This is a genomic window from Paraburkholderia nodosa DSM 21604 (genome assembly GCF_000519185.1).
Lineage (GTDB): Bacteria > Pseudomonadota > Gammaproteobacteria > Burkholderiales > Burkholderiaceae > Paraburkholderia > Paraburkholderia nodosa.
Genome location: NZ_JAFA01000010.1, coordinates 149,382 through 168,134, shown reverse-complemented (window position 1 = coordinate 168,134; position 18,753 = coordinate 149,382). Strand labels below are relative to the sequence as shown.

Sequence of the window (18,753 nt, the reverse complement as noted above, 5' to 3'; positions counted from 1 at the left end):
CAGTGCGTCCCAACAGGGGGCTTGCGCATTTAAACTCCGACTCATAGAATCCGAGTTATGCGTTGCGCAGGCGCGGCGCGAGTCTACCGATATCACGTATCCCTGCATTGGAGAGGCACAAATGTCGAAGCGTATTCTTGTTATTGGGGCCGGCTTCGCCGGTATGTGGAGCGCGCTGAGCGCGGCGCGGCTGCTCGATGAGCAGGGGCGCACGGACGTGGAGATCACGCTGGTCGCACCGGACCCGCATCTGCATGTCCGTCCGCGACTGTACGAAGAGGGTCCCGCGAACTTCCGGGCGCCGCTCACGGAGATCTTCGATGCGACTGGCATCAAGTTCATTCAGGGCACGGTCGAGCGCATTCACGTGGAGCGTCGCGCAGTGGATCTGACCCGCGTGGATGGCCAGTCCTCTACGCTCGGCTATGACCGCCTCGTGCTGGCCACTGGCAGCCGGTTGTTCCGCCCGTCGATTCCGGGCCTCGCCGATCACACCTTCAGCGTGGACCAGACCGACGAAGCGGTCGAACTGGAAGCGCACATCCGCAGTCTGGCCAACCAGCCCGACTCGCCCGCGCGCAATACCGTGGTGGTGGCGGGTGGCGGATTCACCGGCATCGAGACCGCTGCGGAAATGCCGGCACGCCTGCGCGCGGCGCTGGGCGAGCAAGCGAATGTGCAGGTGATCATCGTCGAGCGTAACGATGCGATCGGCCCCGACCTGGGCGCGGGCCCGCGTCCGGTTATCGAAGAGGCGCTGGGTTCGCTCGGCGTGACCTGGAAGCTCGGCTCGGGCGTGGCTTCAGTGGACGCCGGCGGCGTCACGACAATGGACGGCCAGCGTATCGAATCGCACACGGTGATCTGGACGGCCGGGCTGCGCGCGAGCACGCTGACCGCGCAGATTCCGGGCCGTCTCGACGCCACAGGGCGTCTTCACGTCGATCGCAATCTCGCGGTGGAGGGCGTGCCCGGTGTCTACGCGACGGGCGACGTCGCCCGTGCAGCCACCGACGATGAAGGCAATCACACGATGATGTCGTGCCAGCACGCGATGAACCTGGGGCGCTCGGCAGGCCACAACGCGGCCGCCGATCTGCTAGGCCTCGCGCCGATTCCGTATAGCCAGCCGAAGTACGTGACCTGTCTGGATCTGGGCGCATGGGGCGCGGTCTACACGGAAGGTTGGGAGCGCGAAGTGAAGTTGCAGGGCGCCGAGGCGAAGAAGCTCAAGCACCAGATCAACTCCGAATGGATCTATCCGCCTCGCGCGGACCGCGAGCAAGCGCTCGCCGCCGCAGATCCGCTGCGCATCGTGGTTGCCTGATCCTTCAGGACAACGACGGGTCTGATTGCACGCGGAAGCCTCGTTGGAGGCTCCGCGTTTTTTCGCATGCTGGAAGGGCTGGCAAAGCGACGGTTGTTACCCGCGACGATTGGCGGCGCGCTCGGTGAACCAGTCGACCACGTGATGGTGATAGCTGGCAGGCGCCTTTGAATACGCGCGGGTGGCGAGATCGGCAATCGAGTGTTGCTTGAGTTCCGCGCGCATGGCGCGCTCGGCGCCCTGCATCACGGCATGAATCGAGCAGGTGCCGCGTGTGGCCCATGCGGGCGGCTCGTCGTCGAAAACGGCACATTGCCGGCGCACTTCGCGGCAGTCGAAGAGCGCCTTTTCGCCGTCGATGGCGTCGACGACATCCAGCACCGATATATTGCGCGCGGGTTTCGCGAGCCTGAAGCCGCCGCGTATGCCTTCGGTCGACTCGACGATGCCGGCCTTGGCGAGGCGCGTGAAGAGCTTGGCGGCGTAGTCGACGGGCACGCCCTGCATTTCCGCGAGGTCGCGCACGCTCGCCTCGCGCACGCCGGCGGACGTGCCGGCAAGATAGAGCAGGCAATGCAGCCCGTATTCGACGCCCGTGCTGATGTGTGACATGGTTATACGACGACTTTCTGTATCGGAGTTGTTAGGGTAGCGCAGCGCGGCGCCGAAGTCATCCGCTGCGTCGTCGTATGCGCTCGGGCGGGCAGCGTGGCGGGGCAGGCCATCGAGAACGCGACGCGCGAATTCCTGTGCGAACATACGCGTAGAAGAGGCGCTTTTCCTCGGTTGACTCGGCCCGATGGAGGCAGCATGAACAGAAACGGTGCGAACGGAACGATCGGTGCATTGGTGTTCGTGGCTATCGCGAGCTGCGCTGCCAATGCGAACGCGCAAACCGGTGTGAGCGAGCCGGCCGGTGTGGCCGTGCAAAGAGTCTCGGCATCGACACCCGGAAGCCGGCCGGATACCTCGGTGGTGCGTGATGTTCGCCGTGCCATCAGGCGCGTTCCGGATCTCGACGATTCGAACATTCACATTCGGGTCAGCCATGGCGTCGTCACGCTTTCAGGCACCGTCCCGGAGACCTGGCAGATCTCGCGCGCGGGCAATGCCGCAAGGCCGGTGCTGGGCGTGACGGCAGTGAGGAACCGCTTGAAAGCGCAGGAAGGGGATGCCGCTGCCAGCCAGTAGTGTGTCTCGCCGTGCCTCCACCCGAGGCGACGCCGCCAGAAGGCGACTCCCGATTCTTCCTTACCCCGGCGAACGCTCCCCAGGAGCAAGTTCAAACTTGCCTTGCACTGACGCAAAATACTGTATAAATTCACAGTATGTGTTTACGTCCAGTAGGAGCGTCGCATGGAATCGCTAATTCGCATTGTGAATGACGAAGACCGTCAGGCGTTGGAATGGCTGGTGGCAAATGTAGGGGCGGATCGCGTTGCCACTGCGACCCAGCGGCTGGCTGGCGGAGGGAAGCGGCCGTTCGTTTCCGCGCTGTGCCGATACCTCGGTGCGTGGCCGCCTGCTGCGCGTCGTGCCCGAAAGGTCGAGCCCGTTCATACGGCCGTTGGCGATCTGCATCTGGCGCGCATACGCGAGTTGCTTGCGCAACATAACGCGGTGAAAGTCGCCGCGCATTGAATGGCCAGCTCATCCTCGCTCGAGGGTGCAACAGCGCTGTACTCATAATCCGCTTGCGATGAACCTTCATCGCAGCGGTGCGTTGTTTGACGTCTTGCGTCACCAGGCTGTGCGAAACCCGTGATTCGTCTCTTCTTGTCTGACTGGCTGGGATCCAGGCTGACAAGTCAGCTTTTCGCAAGCCTGTTCGACCTCTACCGCCGCCATACTTCGGGGTGAACCCGTCTGCGTAATGAATTGGGGAAACTCCTGACTCAACTAGCATTCATGAGGCGGATTTAACAAAGTTAGAATCAAGGCTCTAGATCGACACCGGCATTCGCTTCTGAATGAGCAACGCCACTCGCGTTGAGAAGCCATACATCAAACGCGGTCGATACAGACATAATGATTGATGAAATGCACGGGGGTTAAATTAGTATGTCTAATCAAAAATTCGCGGCGGCGGGAAGCGAATCGTCGGCCGCAAAGTTCACTACGTTGACTGGTCATCTATTCGATGGTTTTTGTGAACTCTCACGCCTGAATCTTGCGACTTGCAGGGCGATATTCGCTGGGTCGCAACTGCACTTCGAAGGCATGTTGTCCGCACAGACGCCCGAGCAATTTGTCCGCAGCCAGGTCGGGATATTGCCGTGGGCTGCTTTGCAGGCGGCCGGGTACACGCGCGCATGCATGGACATCGCGTCGGAGACTGCGGCGAAGCTGCGGTAGCTCGCATCGCGTTTGCGCGGCGAGTGCGCTCGCAGTCGCGAAGAAGCGTGATCAAACAGGATCAAGCGGGAGGGAAATAACATGTTGAGCCCCCACGAACTTGCCACGTTGATGCTGATAAAGAATGCGCCAGGGCGGATCGAGCCAGACCGGGAGGAACTCGGTGCGCTTCGCGATCTTCACCTCGTCATCGTCGATACGCCCGAATCCGGCTTCCCTACGCCCCGCGTGACGCCTCAGGGCGATGCGCTCCTGAGAGCGGTTGCCCGCGTACGCTGATTGGCGGTCGAGGCCGCATAGTCTGTCACACGGACCGGCTATATTCAGAGTGCGTTGCTCACAATTGGGTTGCGATCCGCATGGATCCGAGGAGGCTGACGTGGACCAGTCCTGGCTGGGTATGGCTGCCGGCACGATCGTGCTCGTAATAGCCGCAGTTGGTGTCACCGCTCACTACCGGCGCGAACGGCGCAGGGCCGATTTGCTGCGCAATCTCGATCACCACGAGTGGTGTCGCTGGACGCGGGTTCGGCGCTGAGAACCCGGTGCTGCGCGCCGGCGGCGCGGGCGGATTTCGCTATGCGCTGCCCGTTTGCTTAGGATAATTGATCGATTGCCGGCTGGCGATGGCCATCGCACGTGCGATGCATATGCGGACGACATGCTACGATCGACCGCATCTCACTTCAATTTGTGCGAGCCATGGCGACGTTGTATGACTTGCTGGGCGTAAGCGACGACGCGAGCGACGCGGACATCAAGCGGGCCTACCGCAGGGCCGCGATGAAAGCGCATCCCGACCGTAATATGGGACGCGAAGCCGCTGCTCATGCGCAGTTCCAGGAGATCAAGGAGGCTTACGCGATTCTTTCCGATCCGGCGCAGCGCGGCGTCTACGACGCGGTCTATGCGAAGGAGATGGGGCGTATGGTCCGTGAGCGGGAAGAAGAGGCGCGCTTGCAGGAGGCGGCGCGTCAGGAGGCTTATGCGCGGCACGTGAGCGTGGCCATGCGCTTCGCGGAGCAGGGCTACAACCGCGACGTCGTGTTCGGCGCACTGCTGGCCGGCGATTGCGAGTCCCAACTGGCCGGGCGCATTGCCGACGGCGCAGTCGCGCTGCACCTGTCGAGACAGGCGGACAACGCCACGCCGCGCAATGCCGCGGAGCCGGACGAGGCTGCGCCGCCGTCTTCATCGCACGGCGCAGGCGACGAGGAGTCGCAAAAGTCCGACGATCGCCGTCACGCCAACCTCTTTAGTGCGATCTGGCACGGTATGTTCGGGTTACACCCCTGAACGCGTCCCGCTGCCAAAATGCGCCGAACAGGCAGGAGCGGGGGTACGATAGTGATCGACATACTACTCAGCGTGGCTACCCTATGACTTCGAACTCACATGCCGCCCGCGATGTCGACACAGAGGCATTGGCGACCTTGTCCGAGTACCTGGAGATTGCGCTCGACAAGGGGGGAAGCCTGATTCTCGTTCGAACGCCTGGCGGGAGAAACGAGGTCTATCTGGGCGATCCCGCGCTGCTGCAGGAAGACTGGGCGCACCTTGGCGCGATTCCGGAGCCGGTGGCCCGGGCGATACTGGAGGGCACGCGCTCAGGGCTCAACGAATTGACTATCCAGGCGCAAAGCTATCGTTTCGTACGGTTGTTCGCCCAGGTTGCCGATGGGGGGGCAATCGTCTTCGTCACGGCCTGAACGGTATGCTGCGTGGGCTTGCTTTTGCCGCGGCAATAGTCGTGCGATCACGTTGGAAGGGGGCGTGAGCGAAAGCCACTATGATTAGCGAATGGTGTCCACGCGCAGGAGACGATTCGTGGCAACGTACAAGGAATTGAAGGCGCAACTCGCGGAACTCGAGCGTCAGGCGGCCATCGCCCGTCAGCAGGAGTTCGAGACGGTTCTCGCCGATATCCGCGCAAAGGTGGCCGAATTCGGGTACACGCAGCAGGACATCTTTGGTAGTCGTCGCGGCAGGTCGGGGCTTTCGCATAGCGCGGCGCCACCGAAATATCGCGATCCCGCAAGCGGCGCGACCTGGTCCGGCAGGGGACGCGCGCCGAACTGGATCAAGGACGCGAAGAATCGCGACCGGTTTTTGATAAGCGAGTGAGTTGGCGGGTATTGGCCGCCGGCGACCGATGTATTCGTCAAAAAAGGTCGCGCAGCGGCAGGCGACGCAAATCGTCGGTGACCGGGACGCTCGCCAGGATCACCAGCAGCATCGACAAGGGAACGCCCGCGGCAAATCCAAAATGCCGGAAAGCCACGGCGCCTAGCGTTCCGCCAAGTAAAAACATTCCGAGCAGGGAGCCGAGTACGCGTACGCGCTGCATATCGGCCGCCACGTGATGCGACGCCGAAGACGGCACGCCCCAGTTCCAGTAGAGCGCCTTCCCAAGTTCGATTCCCAGGTCTGTCACGATGCCGGTCACATGCGTCGTGCGGATTTCGGCGTGCGAGATTTTCGTGATCATGGCGTTCTGCACGCCCATGATGTAACAGAGCACAGCCACCGTCAGCGGCACGAAGAGAACGCGATGGATGCCGAGATTCGCGCCGAGCGCGGCGAAGCAAAGGAGCAGGGCGGCTTCGAGCAGGAGCGGCAGCGCGTAGACGCTGCGCGCGCAACGGCGGCGTCCCCAGTTGATCAGAATGGCGGACGTCGCGGCGCCACTCGCAAAGGCAAGGACGGAACTGATAGCGGACAACGCGATGCCGCTATCGCCAAGCGCGGTGCTGTCGGCAAGCGACGAGACGATGCCCGACATATGCGACGTGTATTGCCCAACGGCGAGGAACCCGCCGGCATTGATTGCGCCCGCGACCCAGGCCAGCGCACGGCCGAGCCGCAGGTTGGCCCGCTCGGTGCGTTCGACAGAGGTGAAGCTGCGCAGATAGTGAATGGGCACGACGGCGTTCCGGGCTACGAGCGTCGAAACGCACAGTGTACGACGCGGACTGATTCCACGGCCCAGTGCCACGTGGCGCTGGGGGTGCGGTTGTTTGCCGCAGGGCTCGCCACGTTGTCGCGAATTCGTGTAATCCGCTTGCACATGTCTTTTTCGCGCACGCCCCGGGTCTCGATCGAGCGTCAGCAAGGCCGGACGGGCGGCGATCCACGATGCGCAGTGCGGTGAGGTCGTTCAGGCTTGCGATTCGGGCATCGTCTGGACGATCAATCTGTAAAGATCGTTGAGATTGTCCTCGGTCTCCAGACTCTCGAACGGATCGCGATTCGCGCCGAACGCCTCGTCGATCTCCACCCAGTCCGATACGGTCAAATAACGTTGCGCGCCGGGCAGGATGACGGACTCTTCCAGGTGCCGGTGATTGGCGTAGAAGTCGGCGTAACCATACACGCCCTCGCGCAACGCGGGCAGCATGTCGGCGCCGGCGAGTTCATACCGTGTGAGCGCCCGTTCGAGCGCGCGAACGCGCAGCTTGCCTTCCTCGTGCTGGCGCGCGAGTTCCCCGATGACCGCGTCGAATTCTGCGGCGCGCGCTCGAAGCCGCGCGAACAGGTATTGCTCCTCTTTCGGATGATGAACCTGCTCGGGGAATTCGTTGATGTAGTAGAGCATCGCCCGCATCAGCATCGCGCTGCTTAGGCCGAAGCCGGACGCCATGCCATCGACCACGTGCAGCATGCCGCTGACGATGCTCGTCAGGCGGCGGTGTTCGATCAAGATGACTTGTGTCGCACTGCGTCGGGTGGCGAGTTCCATGTCGGGCTCCGTGAGAGGAGCGGCCGACCTGGAGTAAGGGAGCGGTGCGAGTGGGGACGGCGCTGCGTGGTCAGCCGCGACTGATTCACTATGCGCCCGGCGTTTCAAGATGCATTGATTTTTGTCAATTTGTGCTCGCGGTGCGGGCCGCTCATCGGCGCTGCCACACAGGATTTCGGCACGGCGATGCGTCACCGTGCCGATACCGAAGCGATGTGTCGCGCGAGAGCCTGAATGCGTTTATGGCGTGCTCGTCGGCGTCAGAATTGGCGGTTCATACCCGCCCGTATCCACGGCGAAACCCGCTTTGGTTGCGCCGCCCGCGCCCTGCGGCCCATAGTTGTTCGCAGCCCGCGCACGACCCGGGCCGCTGCCCGTGCCGCCCACGCCCGGCGGACCGTAGTCGTTTGCAACCGGCGCGGCAGCTCGCCTCGCGACCGCAACAGGGGCCGGGGCCGGCGGCGCGTAGTTCGCAACCGGCGCGGTGGGTGCCCCGCTGGCTGTGCCTCGGACCGACGTGGTCACACTCGGTGGCGGGGCATTGTCGTTCCGGGCTGGTGTGGGTATCACCAACGCATTCGGACGATAATCCGAGTCGGGCGCGTGCGGCGGTGGGCTATATGCGTTTGTCACCGGTGCGCTTACGATCGGCGCCGGTGGAGGAGGCGGCACGATTTCGACCATGGCCGTCCGTGCACTCATACCTGGTGAGCTGCCGCGGCCCATAGGTCCACCGGGGCCGCCTGCACTCGCGCTACCTGAGGAGCTACCCGCACTCGAACTACCGCCTGCACCGGCGCTACTGCCACCAGCGCTACTGCCACCGGCGCTGCTTCCACCGGCGCTACCTGCACCGGAGCTGCCTGCGCCGGCGCTGCCTGCACCAGAGCTGCCCGCACCGGAACTGCCTGCGCCGGAGCTACCCGCGCCGGAACTGCCTGCGCCGGAACTGCCTGCACCGGAACTGCCTGCACCGGAACTGCCTGCGCCGGAGCTGCCTGCGCCGGAACTGCCCGCACCGGAGCTACCCGCGCCGGAACTACCGGCACCAGAGCTACCTGCGCCGGAGCCCGAGCTTGATCCTGAGCCTGATCCCGAACTTGACCCAGAGCCTGATCCTGAACTTGACCCAGAGCCCGACCCAGAGCCCGACCCAGAGCCGTGGCCACCGCCCGCTCCAGCACCAGCACCCGCACCCGCGCCGCCGCCATTGCCTCCGCCGTTACCACCGCCGTTGCCTCCACCATTACCGCCGCCGTTCCCCCCGCCATTGCCACCGCCATTGCCACCGGCCGCACCATAAGCCGCACCCGACAGGGCCAAAGCGAGCACCCATACCACGGTCTGCTTCGTTGATCGGTTCATCGTTCCCCCCCTATTTCGCGCAAGCCGCTTCAAACGCCCGACTTGCCCGCGCAAATCCGCTCCGCGCGTTGGTTAAAGAGGCGCGCAAGCGATGTGCCGCAACGCGCTCCCCCGGTGCGTGTCGTCGGAGTTGTTCAGAAGAACTATCTTCATTGCGACTCCGCTACTCATAAACGGAACGCAATGACGTATCGCTGCAGGATACGGCGATTGGAAGGCCACGTCTTCGCTCACTTGATTCGCATTGCGAATCAATGCCATTCGTATGATTTGCAGGCTCGGTAAACGACGTAGCCTATAGGTGGATTGTCCGGGCTAGCAGCTGAGATGGGCCAGGTTGGCGAAGAAATGCTAGCGAATGGCGTTGGTTCGGGCAAACAAAGCGCTTTCAATAAACGCTTTTAATTAAGCGGGAAGTCGGCTACGTCCATAGCTGAGCGGGGTCAGGCCCGGCAGCGTGTCCTAATGCGAAGCCACTGTGTTTTCTTCTTCGCTGCCGCGAAGGCGGTTTTCCGAATGGATCATGCGCCGCTTCAGGGGCGGCACATTGTTGACGACGCGCATTGCCGTGCGCATCGCACCGAGCGCGAAGCGTCCGACAATGGGCCGATGTATTGCGTCGCGCTCGTCGAACTGTTTGCGCGATTCGGCCACCGCGTGAAAGCCATAACGTCGCATCTGCGTTTCATAGCCGGCAATCGCATCCACTAGCGCCAGCTCGCCGCGCGCTACCCGCACGAGTTGCGAGCCGAGCAGTTGCGCATCGCGCAGCGCGGTATTCGCGCCGACGCCTCTGCCCGGCGTCATGAGATGAATCGCGTCGCCAAGCACGGTAACGTTCGAGGCCGGCCAGGGCTCGACGGGCACCGAAGTGCGCACGTCCAGGGCGAAAGTGGTCGAGAGGTCCGACGCGCGAATCAACGCGCGCAGATTGGGATGCCAGCCGTCGGTCATCTGCATGGCGAGCGCGAGCCGGGCCGGCGCTTCGAGCTTCGTCGGGTCGGCGGGGACGTTGCGGCGCGCACCCCACACGCCCCACATCAGGTAGTCGCGTGTGTTGTCGTAGAGCAGGCCCGGCCAGCGTTCGATCAACGCGGCGTCGTTGCCGCCGACGCCGGACCTGGCGCCGCCCCGGTCCCAGTTGAACGCCATCACGTGGATGATCGCGCCGTAGCCCTTCGGCGCCGAGATCAGCGTAATGCCGTCGCGTACCTTGGGCGGCAGCAGCGCGCGGTTTTCTTCGGTCATCGGCACTTTGGCCGCGATGCTCACGATGCCGGTGTTCTCGAGCCTTGCGTGCGGCAGCAACTGCCTTCGCACCTTCGAGCGCGCGCCGTCCGCGCCGACGAGCACATCGGCGCTCGCGCTCGTGCCGTCGGCAAAGCGCGCAGTCACGCGGCCATCGGCGTGCTGCTCGTATTCGACGAAGGTCTTGTCGAAGTGCACGCGATCTTCGAGGCCGGTTAGCAGGACCTGACGCAGCGTCATGCGGCTCACGGACTTCCCGCCGTCGATCTCGCTTGCGCCGATCCCGACCGAGAGCAGCTCCGACATGCGCTCCGTCAGCATGTTGAAGTAGCGTGGCGTGCGCGCACAGGTGGCGAGGAACGTAGCGAAGAGTTCAGGCGGCAGCGCGGCCTTCAATGCGGCGAGACCGTGCGGATCGATGCCGACGCGATAGCCTTGCAGACCGTCGACGCGCGTGCGATCCCGTTCGTACACCTGAACGTCGATGCCGGCCCGTTGCAGGCCGTGCGCGAGACACAGGCCGCCGGTTCCCGCGCCAATGATCATGACCGAGAGCGGAGTGTGCGGGCTGACGTTCGACATGGCTATTTCTCCTTCGATGATTCGCGGGCGGCAGGCGCGTCCGACGGCGGTGCGAAACGCTCGGCGAGTTCGCGCAGCCAGGGCTCGCTCCACGTGAGATGGCCGGCTTTCAGGTCGCCCACGACGCTCGTGACCCAGTCGAGCTCGGTCTTGAGCGTCGCTCTCATGAGTTCGCCTTCGAGCAGGAACAGGCGCGGCACCTGCATCGCCTCGGCGCTCGCGTACAACGCGTCCATGCGGGCGAGTTCGCGCGTGAGGGCCGCCACGCGCGTTTCGAGTTGACGGCGGGCGTCGTCGGGCGGCAGCAAGGGCAGCAGCGAGAGCGCCGCCGGGAACGCCGGGAATTCGCGCGCGGGCTGTGCGAGCTGCTCGCGCAGCCACAGGCGGGCCGTGTCGCGCCCGGCGTCGGTGATTTCGTAGATCGTGCGTTCGGGAAACGCGCCGTCGCGCTCCGTTTCCCGCACGGCGATCAGGTCGCCGCGCAAAAGCCTGTCGATCGTCTGATAGAGGCTGTTGCGCTGCCGCACGTTGACGACTTCGTCCTTGCCGCGCGCCTTGATGAGCTGCTGCATCCGGTAGGGATGCATCGGCGCTTCGGTCAGCATGGCGAGAACGGCGAGGGCGAGCGGCGAATGTCGGAGCATGGCGGCTAGTAACTTTGTGTCTAGTTATATTATGACTAGATGCGCGGAAATGCAAGGCGGCGCGCAAGCACGCTAGTTCCTTCAAGGACAGGGGTCACGGGTGCCAGTGATAGACCACGACGCTCGATCCGTTGTAATTGTCTTTCGTGACGACGTATTCGCCGGTCGAGCGCAGGTACGCGCGAATGCCGTACATCGAATCCACGTCGTTGCCGACATCCATCGCCGACGGGTTCGAGTTTGTCAATGTCGTGACGAGACTGCCAGTGTCGAGGTCGAACACGTCGATATTCGGCACCGTATGCACATGGCCCACGAACAGGTAGTGGCCCGCCGCCGCGATCGATTTCGGATTCGCGCTGGTGAGATCGATCACCGGGCCCGGCGCGCTCATGTTGCCCGCTTTCCAGCCGTGATAGATCTCGATGTGTCCGTTCATGGCTGTCCAGTCCCAGCTCCCGGCAATGCCTTGCGCGAGGATCATCGTGTCGCTGTCCGACTGGTAGATGATGCGCGTGAGCGGGCGCACGGTCCGCGGGATCTGGATCGCGCTGACGGCTCCCCATGATGGCTTGCCGTTCGCGTCGAAGCCGGTTAGCGGGTAGTGGTAGATCTGGTTGGTCCGGTCGAGGCCGGCCCAGACGTCGCCATTGCCGTCGATCGCGAAGCCGCCCGTCACCTTCGTATTCGTATTGAACGCCTTGCCTGGGATCGAGCCGTCGGGAATGGCAATGTACCCGCTCGACGGCTGGAAATGAAAGAAGTTGAAGGTGTCGGGATTCTGCCCGGAGGCGACGAGAATGCGGTTGCCGCCCACCACCACGAGTTGCGCGAACAGCTGGCCGCGCTGATAGTCGTTCATGTTCAGGCGCGGGTCGGCCGGCCAGCTGAACGGATCGATCGTGTTGGCTACGAACGTGCCGCCCGATGTCCCCGCGTAGATGTTGTTGCCGCTGTAGAAGTTCGCACCATCGGTTGCCGGGTCGGGCGCCGCGATCGCCTCGAAGTTGAGTGCCTGCAAGGTCCACTGCAGCGTGCCCGATGAGTTGTACGAATGAATATCGGTGCTGCCGTTGCGGCCGAGGTCCCAGTCGCCGCCCCATGCGTTGTTGAGCACGTACAGATTGCCGGCGGCATCTTTGCCGATACCGGCGACGCGCGTGAAGCGCTTGTCGCCGACCTGCCCCTTGATACCCGTCGTGGTGTCGAGATAGCCGTCCTGCACGCCGAACGTGCCGACCAGCGCCGGCACCCCGGTCAGGGCATAACACTTGATGTTCATGTCGGGCCCCTCGTCGCCAACCAGCAGCTGGCTCGTCGGTGCGTCGAAATCGAGTGCCGATGGCCGGGCGCCCGCGGCCATCTGGATCGTGTTCATCGGCGCGCCAGCCGGGCTGAACTGCGCGATCACGCCGGCGTTTGCGCGCGCGACCCAGAGGTTGCCCGCACCGTCGACCGCGAGTGCGCCGGGTTGCTGGACGCCGATGTCGCGCTGCCAGACGCCGTCGGTCGTGTACACCCGTACGCGGTTGCCGTAATAGTCGCTGGCGTAGAGGAGTGTGCCCGCTGTCGCGAGGCCGGTGATCACGTCCGCGTTCTGGATGCCGGTCCACGTGCTCACGGCAATGCGAAGGTCGCGTGTTTTCGAACTTCGGCTGTAGCGGCCCACCGATCCGCTGCCGAACGCCCGGCTATAACCGAGCGCGACGAAGATCGACGTCGCGTTGCCCGTGATCGCACTGCCCTGGAACTCGTCGTGCGCGCCGATGGTGCCGAGCGTTGCGCCGTTCTGATAGAGCGCGACGCCGCCCGCGTTTTCGTCCCAGCGCGATGACGTATAGATGACACCCTCGGGCGCGACCCACAACGAGCGCGCGCCGTTACCGACGTGTGCGGCGAGCGTGCCGAAGCTGTTGGCGAGCCAGTCAGTCGTGTATTGCGCATGACTGGCAGGTGCAATTGCAGTGACGAAAAGACCCAGCAATGCGGCGCGAATCCGGTTGTTGAACATGCGCTGGGGTTCCCATAGACATCGCGCCGCGATGGCGTGAATCGCGGCGCATAAAGTGACCGATAATGAAGGCACACCGCAATCGGGAGGTCGTGCTCTGTGAGCGCGTGTATCTGGAGTGTAGTCAGTAAATCGCGTTCAGCGTTTCAACCCGTTCATGGATTTCGATAAAGGATGCGCAGCGAATCATTCAGTGCGCATCAGCGTGTATTGGGTCAACGGGAGGTAATCAGGAAAACGTAGCACGAGCCATGACTACTCGTGCGCGTGGACTCAATTCGCCCGGGCCTTGACGTAACGGCCCGGTGCGGACTCTATCGGCCGAAACTTCGTGCTTCCCAGCTTCGTGCGCGCCTTGACTTGACCACCCGCATGCGGCCGTAGCCACGCGATCCAGTGATTCCACCAGCTGCCTGAACTCTGCTGCGCGGAAGCGAACCATCCGTCGGCGTCACTTTCACGATTGCCGTTCACGCCGTCGACCCCGCCGTCGACCCAATAGCTCCGTTTGTTCTTCGTCGCCGGATTGATGACGCCGGCGATGTGTCCGCTCGCCCCCAGCACGAACTGGGTTTCGCCGCCAAGAAGCCGGGTGCTGCGCCACGCCGATTTCCACGGCACGATGTGATCTTCCTGGGTCGCCAGCACATAGGCCGGCATGTCGACGCGGCCGAGGTCGACCGGCACGCCGCACATGGTGAGCTTGCCGGGCTCGCGCAGGTTGTTTTCGAGGTACATATTGCGCAGGTACCAGGTGTACATCGGGCCGGGCAGATTGGTGCTGTCGGCGTTCCAGTAGAGCAGGTCGAACGCCGCCGGGCTCTTTCCCTTCAGATAGTGGTTGATCACATTAGGCCAGATCAGATCGTTGGCGCGCAGCATCTGGAACACGAAGCCGAGTTCTCGCCCCGGGTAGATGCCGCCACTGCCTATCGAACGCTCACGCTGCAACACGGTTTGCTCGTCGATGAACACACCGAGATCGCCCGGATCGGTGAAGTCGAGCATGGTCGTCAGAAGCGTCAGGCTCGCAACCTTCTCTTCTTTGCGCGCGCGTATCACCGCAAGCGCCGAAGAGAGGATCGTTCCGCCCACACACCAGCCTACCGTGTTGACCTTGTCCGCACCGCTGATCGCAAGCGCCACATCGATTGCCTGCATCACGCCCGTTTCCAGATAGTCGTCCCAGGTCGTATGTGCAGCTTCCGCACCGGGGTTGCGCCACGACACCATGAAGACCGTTTGTCCCTGCTCGACGGCGAAGCGCACAAACGAGTTTTCAGGCTGAAGGTCGAGGATATAGAACTTGTTGATGCAAGGCGGCACGATCAGCAAAGGACGCTTTGCTACGTGCGTGCCGAGCGGGGCGTACTGGATCAGCTGAAACAGGGCGTTCTCGAAGACCACCGCGCCTTTGGACACGGCAACGTTGTGACCCACCTCGAAGGCGGCTTCGTCGGTGATCGTAATGGCGCCGCGCGCGAGGTCTCCAAACAGATTGGTCATGCCCATACGAAGGCTTTCGCCGTTCGACTCGATGGCCGTGCGGATCGCTTCGGGATTGGTCGCGGCATGGTTGGTGGGGCTCGCCGCATCGATGAACTGGCGCATGAAAAAGCGCAGCCTGTGCTTTTCGCTCTCGTCATAGCCTGTCGCGCCGACCATGTCTTCGAGCAGGCCCGCGTTGGCCAGGTAGCTCTGGCGGAGCAGGTTGTACCAGACGTTGCTGGTCCATTCGTTCGCCCGAAACCGTGGGTCGCGGCATGCCTGACTGGCTGCCGCCTGCGGGTTCAGCATGTTCGTCCACAGCGCCCACTGCTGTTCCCAGTAGCGCGCGCCGGCTTCATGCAATACAGCCGGCGCAACGGCTGCGCTTGCCGGGGTGCCGGCCAATGCGTTCAGGAAGTCTTTCGCCGAGCGGGAAAATCCGTGCGCGACCTCGTCGGGCATATTGAAGTGATTGCTCATGCCGGTTCCACTGCGGTATTCGTCGAAGCGTCTGCGCAACGTGCTTCGCTGGCGCGATCCGCGCGCGAAGTAGGCATGACGAGCGCGTCGCCGTCGATGACCACCTTGCCTTGTACGGTGCAAACGGTGTCCAGTACGACCCGGCGCTTGCCTGGAATGAGTTCGCGCACCGTCACCGTCGCCTGCACCGTATCGCCCGGCCTGACCGGCGCCTTGAAACGCAGGTTCTGCCCGAGATAGATCGTGCCGGGGCCGGGCAAGCGGCCGGCGATGGCCGCGGAAATAATGCTTGCACTGAGCATGCCGTGCGCAATGCGTCCCTTGAAGGGCGTTTTGCGCGAGAACTCTTCATCGATGTGCACGGCGTTGTTGTCGCCCGAAGCGCCGGCAAACAGCACGATATCCGCGTCGGTAATGGTCTTGGCGAAGCTCGCGCTCATCCCTGGTGCGAGGTCTTCGAAGTCGTATCCTGCAATATCGTTCATACGTGATCCTAAGAAAATGGTGATCGCGTTCAGCCGTCTTGCTGGTCCGTGCGGGGAAGACGATCACCTCGCGTAGCGGGGCGGAGAATGCTGTCGCGGCCCGACCGTCATGTCGTGATTCTTCACACGAAGTGTCGTCGGTACTGGGTTCATGGTCGAAATCGCACGATACGGCAAACGCGGATCTCGCATTTGCGATTGGACGCCATGGTTTTAATATTTCGCGCCATCGTTTGTTTCGGAATGGGGCGGAAAAAGGGAGGCAAGCGGCGCGCGCCACGTTTGCGCGAGCAGCACGCCGGCGAGCGCCACGCCGCCGCCCACGAGGTGATGCGGATACAGCCGCTCGCCGAACGCGCCGAAGGCGAGCGCAGCCGTAAATACGGGCAGCAAATTCATGTACATGCTGCAGCGGTTCGGGCCGAGGTGCTTCACCCCTTGCATCCAGAAGAACGGGAGCACGACGGAAGCCAGCGATCCGGCGTAGGCGATGAGCGGCAAGCTCGCGCGCGTGGGCAACGCTTCAGCGAGCGGAAGGCGCAGCATCGGCACGAGCATGAAGAGCAACGCTGCGATCGCCTGGATCCAGGTCGATTGCCACGAAGGCAGGCCGACATGCCAGCGCCTGAGCAGCACGCCATAGAGGGCGTAGGCGGCGCTGGCGCAAAGCATCAGCAGATCGCCCGCATGCACGCCGCCCGCGAGCAACGCCGCCGGATGGCCGGCCGTGATCAGCCAGACGAGTCCCGCGAACGACAGCACGCCGCCACTGGCCATGCCAGCCGTCGGCGTTTCGCCGAGCAGCGCGACCGAGAGCAGCATGGTGAGCAGCGGCACGAGCGCGGTCATGATCGCCATGTTGGTGGCCGTCGTCGTTTTGGCGGCTTCGTAGGACAGGCACTGGAACAGCGCCATCGCGAGCAGCCCGAGAAAAGCGAGCTTCGGCAGTTGCGGAACAATGGCAGCGCGGTTGCGCCACGCACCCGCGGGCACGAAGAGGCTCATCAGCGCAACGGCGAGCACGAGGCGCCAGAAGGTGATGGCATACGGATCGATGGTGTGCGCGGACAGGCGCGACACCATGACGTTGCCGGACCACAGCGCAATCGCCGCAAGGGGAAAGAATGAATAGAGCGCGGAGCGCGAGGAAGGAGCGGGCATCGGTGCCTCCTGAACACAGTCGTGCGAGTGGAAGAACGATGAGATTGCCCGCCGCGAACGGGGTCTGTCTCACGCTAGAATGGCAACCCCTGTCGCGAAACTGCCAGCCAACCTCCACGTCGATGACTGCCCTCCCGCCGCCGGACGTGCACGTTCCGTTCGAAGACACGCCAATGCCGGTCGCGGCGCTCGCCGCCGACTATCCGCACGGCGCGTTCGTCGCCACGCACAGCCATCGGCGTGCGCAGCTACTCTATGCGGTCGAGGGTGTCATGCTGATCGAAGCGCAGGCGGGCCGCTGGGTCGTGCCGCCGACGCGCGCCGTATGGCTCGATGCCGGACTCGAGCACACGGTACGGATGAGCGGCAACGTGCGCATGCGCACCGTGTTCGTGGAACCCGGGGCCGCGAAGGATTTGCCGCAAGGCAGTTGCGTGGTCGAGGTGCCGCCGTTACTGCGCGAATTGATTCTCGGCGCGGTGGACGTGCCGCTCGACTACGCGCCGGGCGGCCGTCACGATTTGCTCATGCGTTTGTTGCTCGCCGAACTCGCGGTCATACCGCGTCTGCCGCTGTATTTACCCTGGCCTGTCGACACGCGACTGCGCACGCTCTGCGACGCGATCATCGACGCGCCGGATGCGCCGCACGAAGTCGCGGATTGGGCGCACAGGCTGGGCATGGCGGAGCGCACGCTGCACCGGGCGTTCCAGCGCGAGACTGGCATGACGCTCGGGCGCTGGCGCCGGCATGCGCGGCTCTTTCTGGCGCTCGAGCGACTCGCGCGCGGCGAGAAGATCGTCACCGTTGCGCTCGATCACGGCTACACGAGCCAGAGCGCGTTTGCTGCGATGTTCAAGCGGCATTTCGGCGTCGCGCCTTCGGAGTTTTATCGCTGAGATAACGGCCGCAGAAATCCTCGGAGCGAGGGCGCGCTTCGTTCAAAGCCCAGGCGAACGCGCTCCACACGCGCGCAAAATCAACCGCACCACATCCTCGGTGCTCGCCTCGAACCCCGCCGATGAAAGCGCGCGCTTGCCCGAGAGCGCGCGGATTTGCGCCTCGAAATCGGCATAGTGCTGCGTAGTCGCCCAGATCATGAAAAGCAGGGTTTTCGGATCGACGGGGGCGAGCAATCCTTCCGCAATCCAGCGGTCGATCAGCTTCACGCGCGTTTCCATCCAGGGCTTCACACGCTTGAGCAGGATGTCCTGCATATGCGTCGCACCGCTGATGATCTCGTTCGCCCACACTTTCGATCCGAGCGGCCTGCGCCGCGAGAGTTCCATCTTCGCGCGCACGTAACCGCCAATGGCCTCGACCGGATCGTCGCTCGCGTCGAAAGTGTTGGCGGCCGCGTTCCATTCCTCGAACAGATCGTCGAGCACGCGCCAGTAGAGCGCGAGCTTGGTCGGGAAGTAGTAGTGCAGATTGGCCTTCGGCAGGCCCGCGCGCTCCGCGATCAGCGCCGTGCTCGCGCCTTCGAAGCCGCGCTCGGCGAACACGGCTTCCGCGCAGGCGAGCAGATGCGCTTCGTTCGACTCGCGAATGGCGGCTTTGCGCCGGCGCGGCTTGTGCGTTGCGTCAGCGGCCTCCCGCATCAGCGCCGTGACGCGCATCGCGTGGGCCGCGGCTCGCGTGGTGGGTTCGTCGTCGCGCATGATGGTCGGTCCGTTCAGAAGGGAAAAGGCGGCGCACGGCTGGCGCGCCGCCCATGTCGGCTTCATTGTAGTCACGATGTAAGCGCCTCGTGCATTCACCGCCCTCGGGGAAAACGCGCGGAGCGCGGGGCGTTTTCACGCACTGCAGCATCGATGGCACGCTTCTCGCTGGTAACACCGCATTGAATTCGCAAAGTTTATCGTCTA

At 63.6% G+C, this 18,753-nt stretch carries 20 protein-coding genes; 9 read left to right on the top strand and 11 right to left on the bottom strand.

The window, feature by feature from the left end; all coding sequences use genetic code 11:
• The first annotated feature begins 121 nt into the window (after window positions 1-121).
• Window positions 122-1,327, top strand: coding sequence for an NAD(P)/FAD-dependent oxidoreductase (locus tag A3CW_RS0117135; RefSeq protein ID WP_028204662.1), 1,206 nt, complete (start codon window positions 122-124; stop codon window positions 1,325-1,327).
• Between the two features lie 96 nt (window positions 1,328-1,423).
• Here A3CW_RS0117135 and A3CW_RS0117130 read toward each other — a convergent pair whose 3' ends face one another.
• Complete coding sequence (locus tag A3CW_RS0117130) at window positions 1,424-1,939, bottom strand: RrF2 family transcriptional regulator (RefSeq protein ID WP_028204661.1); 516 nt, start codon at window positions 1,937-1,939, stop codon at window positions 1,424-1,426.
• Between the two features lie 198 nt (window positions 1,940-2,137).
• Here A3CW_RS0117130 and A3CW_RS0117125 point away from each other — a divergent pair, with 198 nt between their 5' ends.
• The 4 genes from A3CW_RS0117125 to A3CW_RS0117110 all read left to right on the top strand — a co-directional run bounded on the left by A3CW_RS0117125 (window position 2,138) and on the right by A3CW_RS0117110 (window position 3,961).
• Window positions 2,138-2,518, top strand: a complete 381-nt coding sequence (locus A3CW_RS0117125) for a BON domain-containing protein (protein ID WP_028204660.1) — start codon at window positions 2,138-2,140, stop codon at window positions 2,516-2,518.
• A 165-nt stretch (window positions 2,519-2,683) separates the two neighbouring features.
• Window positions 2,684-2,968 (top strand): hypothetical protein, encoded by a 285-nt coding sequence (locus A3CW_RS51015; RefSeq protein ID WP_081771700.1) that lies wholly within the window; start codon window positions 2,684-2,686, stop codon window positions 2,966-2,968.
• Between the two features lie 420 nt (window positions 2,969-3,388).
• Window positions 3,389-3,682, top strand: a complete 294-nt coding sequence (locus tag A3CW_RS54560; protein ID WP_051481527.1) for a phasin family protein — start codon at window positions 3,389-3,391, stop codon at window positions 3,680-3,682.
• An 81-nt stretch (window positions 3,683-3,763) separates the two neighbouring features.
• Window positions 3,764-3,961: a hypothetical protein gene (locus tag A3CW_RS0117110; protein ID WP_028204658.1), complete on the top strand. Its 198-nt coding sequence runs from the start codon at window positions 3,764-3,766 to the stop codon at window positions 3,959-3,961.
• A gap of 58 nt (window positions 3,962-4,019) precedes the next feature.
• On the opposite strand, the gene A3CW_RS52360 is transcribed toward A3CW_RS0117110, so the two are convergent.
• Window positions 4,020-4,187: a hypothetical protein gene (locus tag A3CW_RS52360; protein ID WP_154677963.1), complete on the bottom strand. Its 168-nt coding sequence runs from the start codon at window positions 4,185-4,187 to the stop codon at window positions 4,020-4,022.
• A 197-nt stretch (window positions 4,188-4,384) separates the two neighbouring features.
• On the opposite strand from A3CW_RS52360, the gene A3CW_RS0117105 reads away from it, so the two are divergent.
• The 3 genes from A3CW_RS0117105 to A3CW_RS0117095 all read left to right on the top strand — a co-directional run bounded on the left by A3CW_RS0117105 (window position 4,385) and on the right by A3CW_RS0117095 (window position 5,806).
• Window positions 4,385-4,978, top strand: coding sequence for a J domain-containing protein (locus A3CW_RS0117105; protein ID WP_028204657.1), 594 nt, complete (start codon window positions 4,385-4,387; stop codon window positions 4,976-4,978).
• A gap of 83 nt (window positions 4,979-5,061) precedes the next feature.
• On the top strand, window positions 5,062-5,391 hold the full coding sequence (locus A3CW_RS0117100; protein ID WP_028204656.1) for a hypothetical protein: 330 nt from the start codon (window positions 5,062-5,064) through the stop codon (window positions 5,389-5,391).
• Window positions 5,392-5,509: 118 nt separating this feature from the next.
• Window positions 5,510-5,806, top strand: coding sequence for an H-NS histone family protein (locus A3CW_RS0117095; protein ID WP_028204655.1), 297 nt, complete (start codon window positions 5,510-5,512; stop codon window positions 5,804-5,806).
• 37 nt (window positions 5,807-5,843) lie between these two features.
• Here the strand turns inward: A3CW_RS0117095 and A3CW_RS0117090 are convergent, their stop codons facing one another.
• The 8 genes from A3CW_RS0117090 to A3CW_RS46615 form a co-directional block, all read right to left on the bottom strand.
• Window positions 5,844-6,605 carry a YoaK family protein gene (locus A3CW_RS0117090; protein ID WP_028204654.1) on the bottom strand — a complete coding sequence of 254 codons (762 nt, stop codon included), beginning with the start codon at window positions 6,603-6,605 and terminating at the stop codon, window positions 5,844-5,846.
• 234 nt (window positions 6,606-6,839) lie between these two features.
• On the bottom strand, window positions 6,840-7,421 hold the full coding sequence (locus A3CW_RS0117085) for a hemerythrin domain-containing protein (protein ID WP_028204653.1): 582 nt from the start codon (window positions 7,419-7,421) through the stop codon (window positions 6,840-6,842).
• 1,827 nt (window positions 7,422-9,248) lie between these two features.
• Window positions 9,249-10,616, bottom strand: a complete 1,368-nt coding sequence (locus A3CW_RS0117075) for an FAD-dependent oxidoreductase (RefSeq protein ID WP_028204651.1) — start codon at window positions 10,614-10,616, stop codon at window positions 9,249-9,251.
• 2 nt (window positions 10,617-10,618) lie between these two features.
• Window positions 10,619-11,260 carry a PadR family transcriptional regulator gene (locus A3CW_RS0117070; protein ID WP_028204650.1) on the bottom strand — a complete coding sequence of 214 codons (642 nt, stop codon included), beginning with the start codon at window positions 11,258-11,260 and terminating at the stop codon, window positions 10,619-10,621.
• Between the two features lie 94 nt (window positions 11,261-11,354).
• The gene (locus A3CW_RS0117065; RefSeq protein ID WP_028204649.1) at window positions 11,355-13,271 is read right to left on the bottom strand and encodes an NHL repeat-containing protein; all 1,917 of its coding nucleotides are present in this window, start codon (window positions 13,269-13,271) and stop codon (window positions 11,355-11,357) included.
• 273 nt (window positions 13,272-13,544) lie between these two features.
• Complete coding sequence (locus A3CW_RS0117060) at window positions 13,545-15,239, bottom strand: PHA/PHB synthase family protein (RefSeq protein ID WP_028204648.1); 1,695 nt, start codon at window positions 15,237-15,239, stop codon at window positions 13,545-13,547.
• Window positions 15,236-15,724 carry a MaoC family dehydratase gene (locus A3CW_RS46620; protein WP_035513187.1) on the bottom strand — a complete coding sequence of 163 codons (489 nt, stop codon included), beginning with the start codon at window positions 15,722-15,724 and terminating at the stop codon, window positions 15,236-15,238. The genes A3CW_RS0117060 and A3CW_RS46620 overlap by 4 nt, the downstream gene beginning before the upstream one ends.
• Before the next feature lie 213 nt (window positions 15,725-15,937).
• Complete coding sequence (locus A3CW_RS46615; RefSeq protein ID WP_051481526.1) at window positions 15,938-16,885, bottom strand: DMT family transporter; 948 nt, start codon at window positions 16,883-16,885, stop codon at window positions 15,938-15,940.
• 122 nt (window positions 16,886-17,007) lie between these two features.
• Here A3CW_RS46615 and A3CW_RS0117045 point away from each other — a divergent pair, with 122 nt between their 5' ends.
• Window positions 17,008-17,784: an AraC family transcriptional regulator gene (locus tag A3CW_RS0117045; RefSeq protein WP_028204647.1), complete on the top strand. Its 777-nt coding sequence runs from the start codon at window positions 17,008-17,010 to the stop codon at window positions 17,782-17,784.
• A gap of 42 nt (window positions 17,785-17,826) precedes the next feature.
• On the opposite strand, the gene A3CW_RS0117040 is transcribed toward A3CW_RS0117045, so the two are convergent.
• Window positions 17,827-18,546, bottom strand: a complete 720-nt coding sequence (locus tag A3CW_RS0117040) for a TetR/AcrR family transcriptional regulator (protein WP_028204646.1) — start codon at window positions 18,544-18,546, stop codon at window positions 17,827-17,829.
• Window positions 18,547-18,753 lie beyond the last annotated feature (207 nt).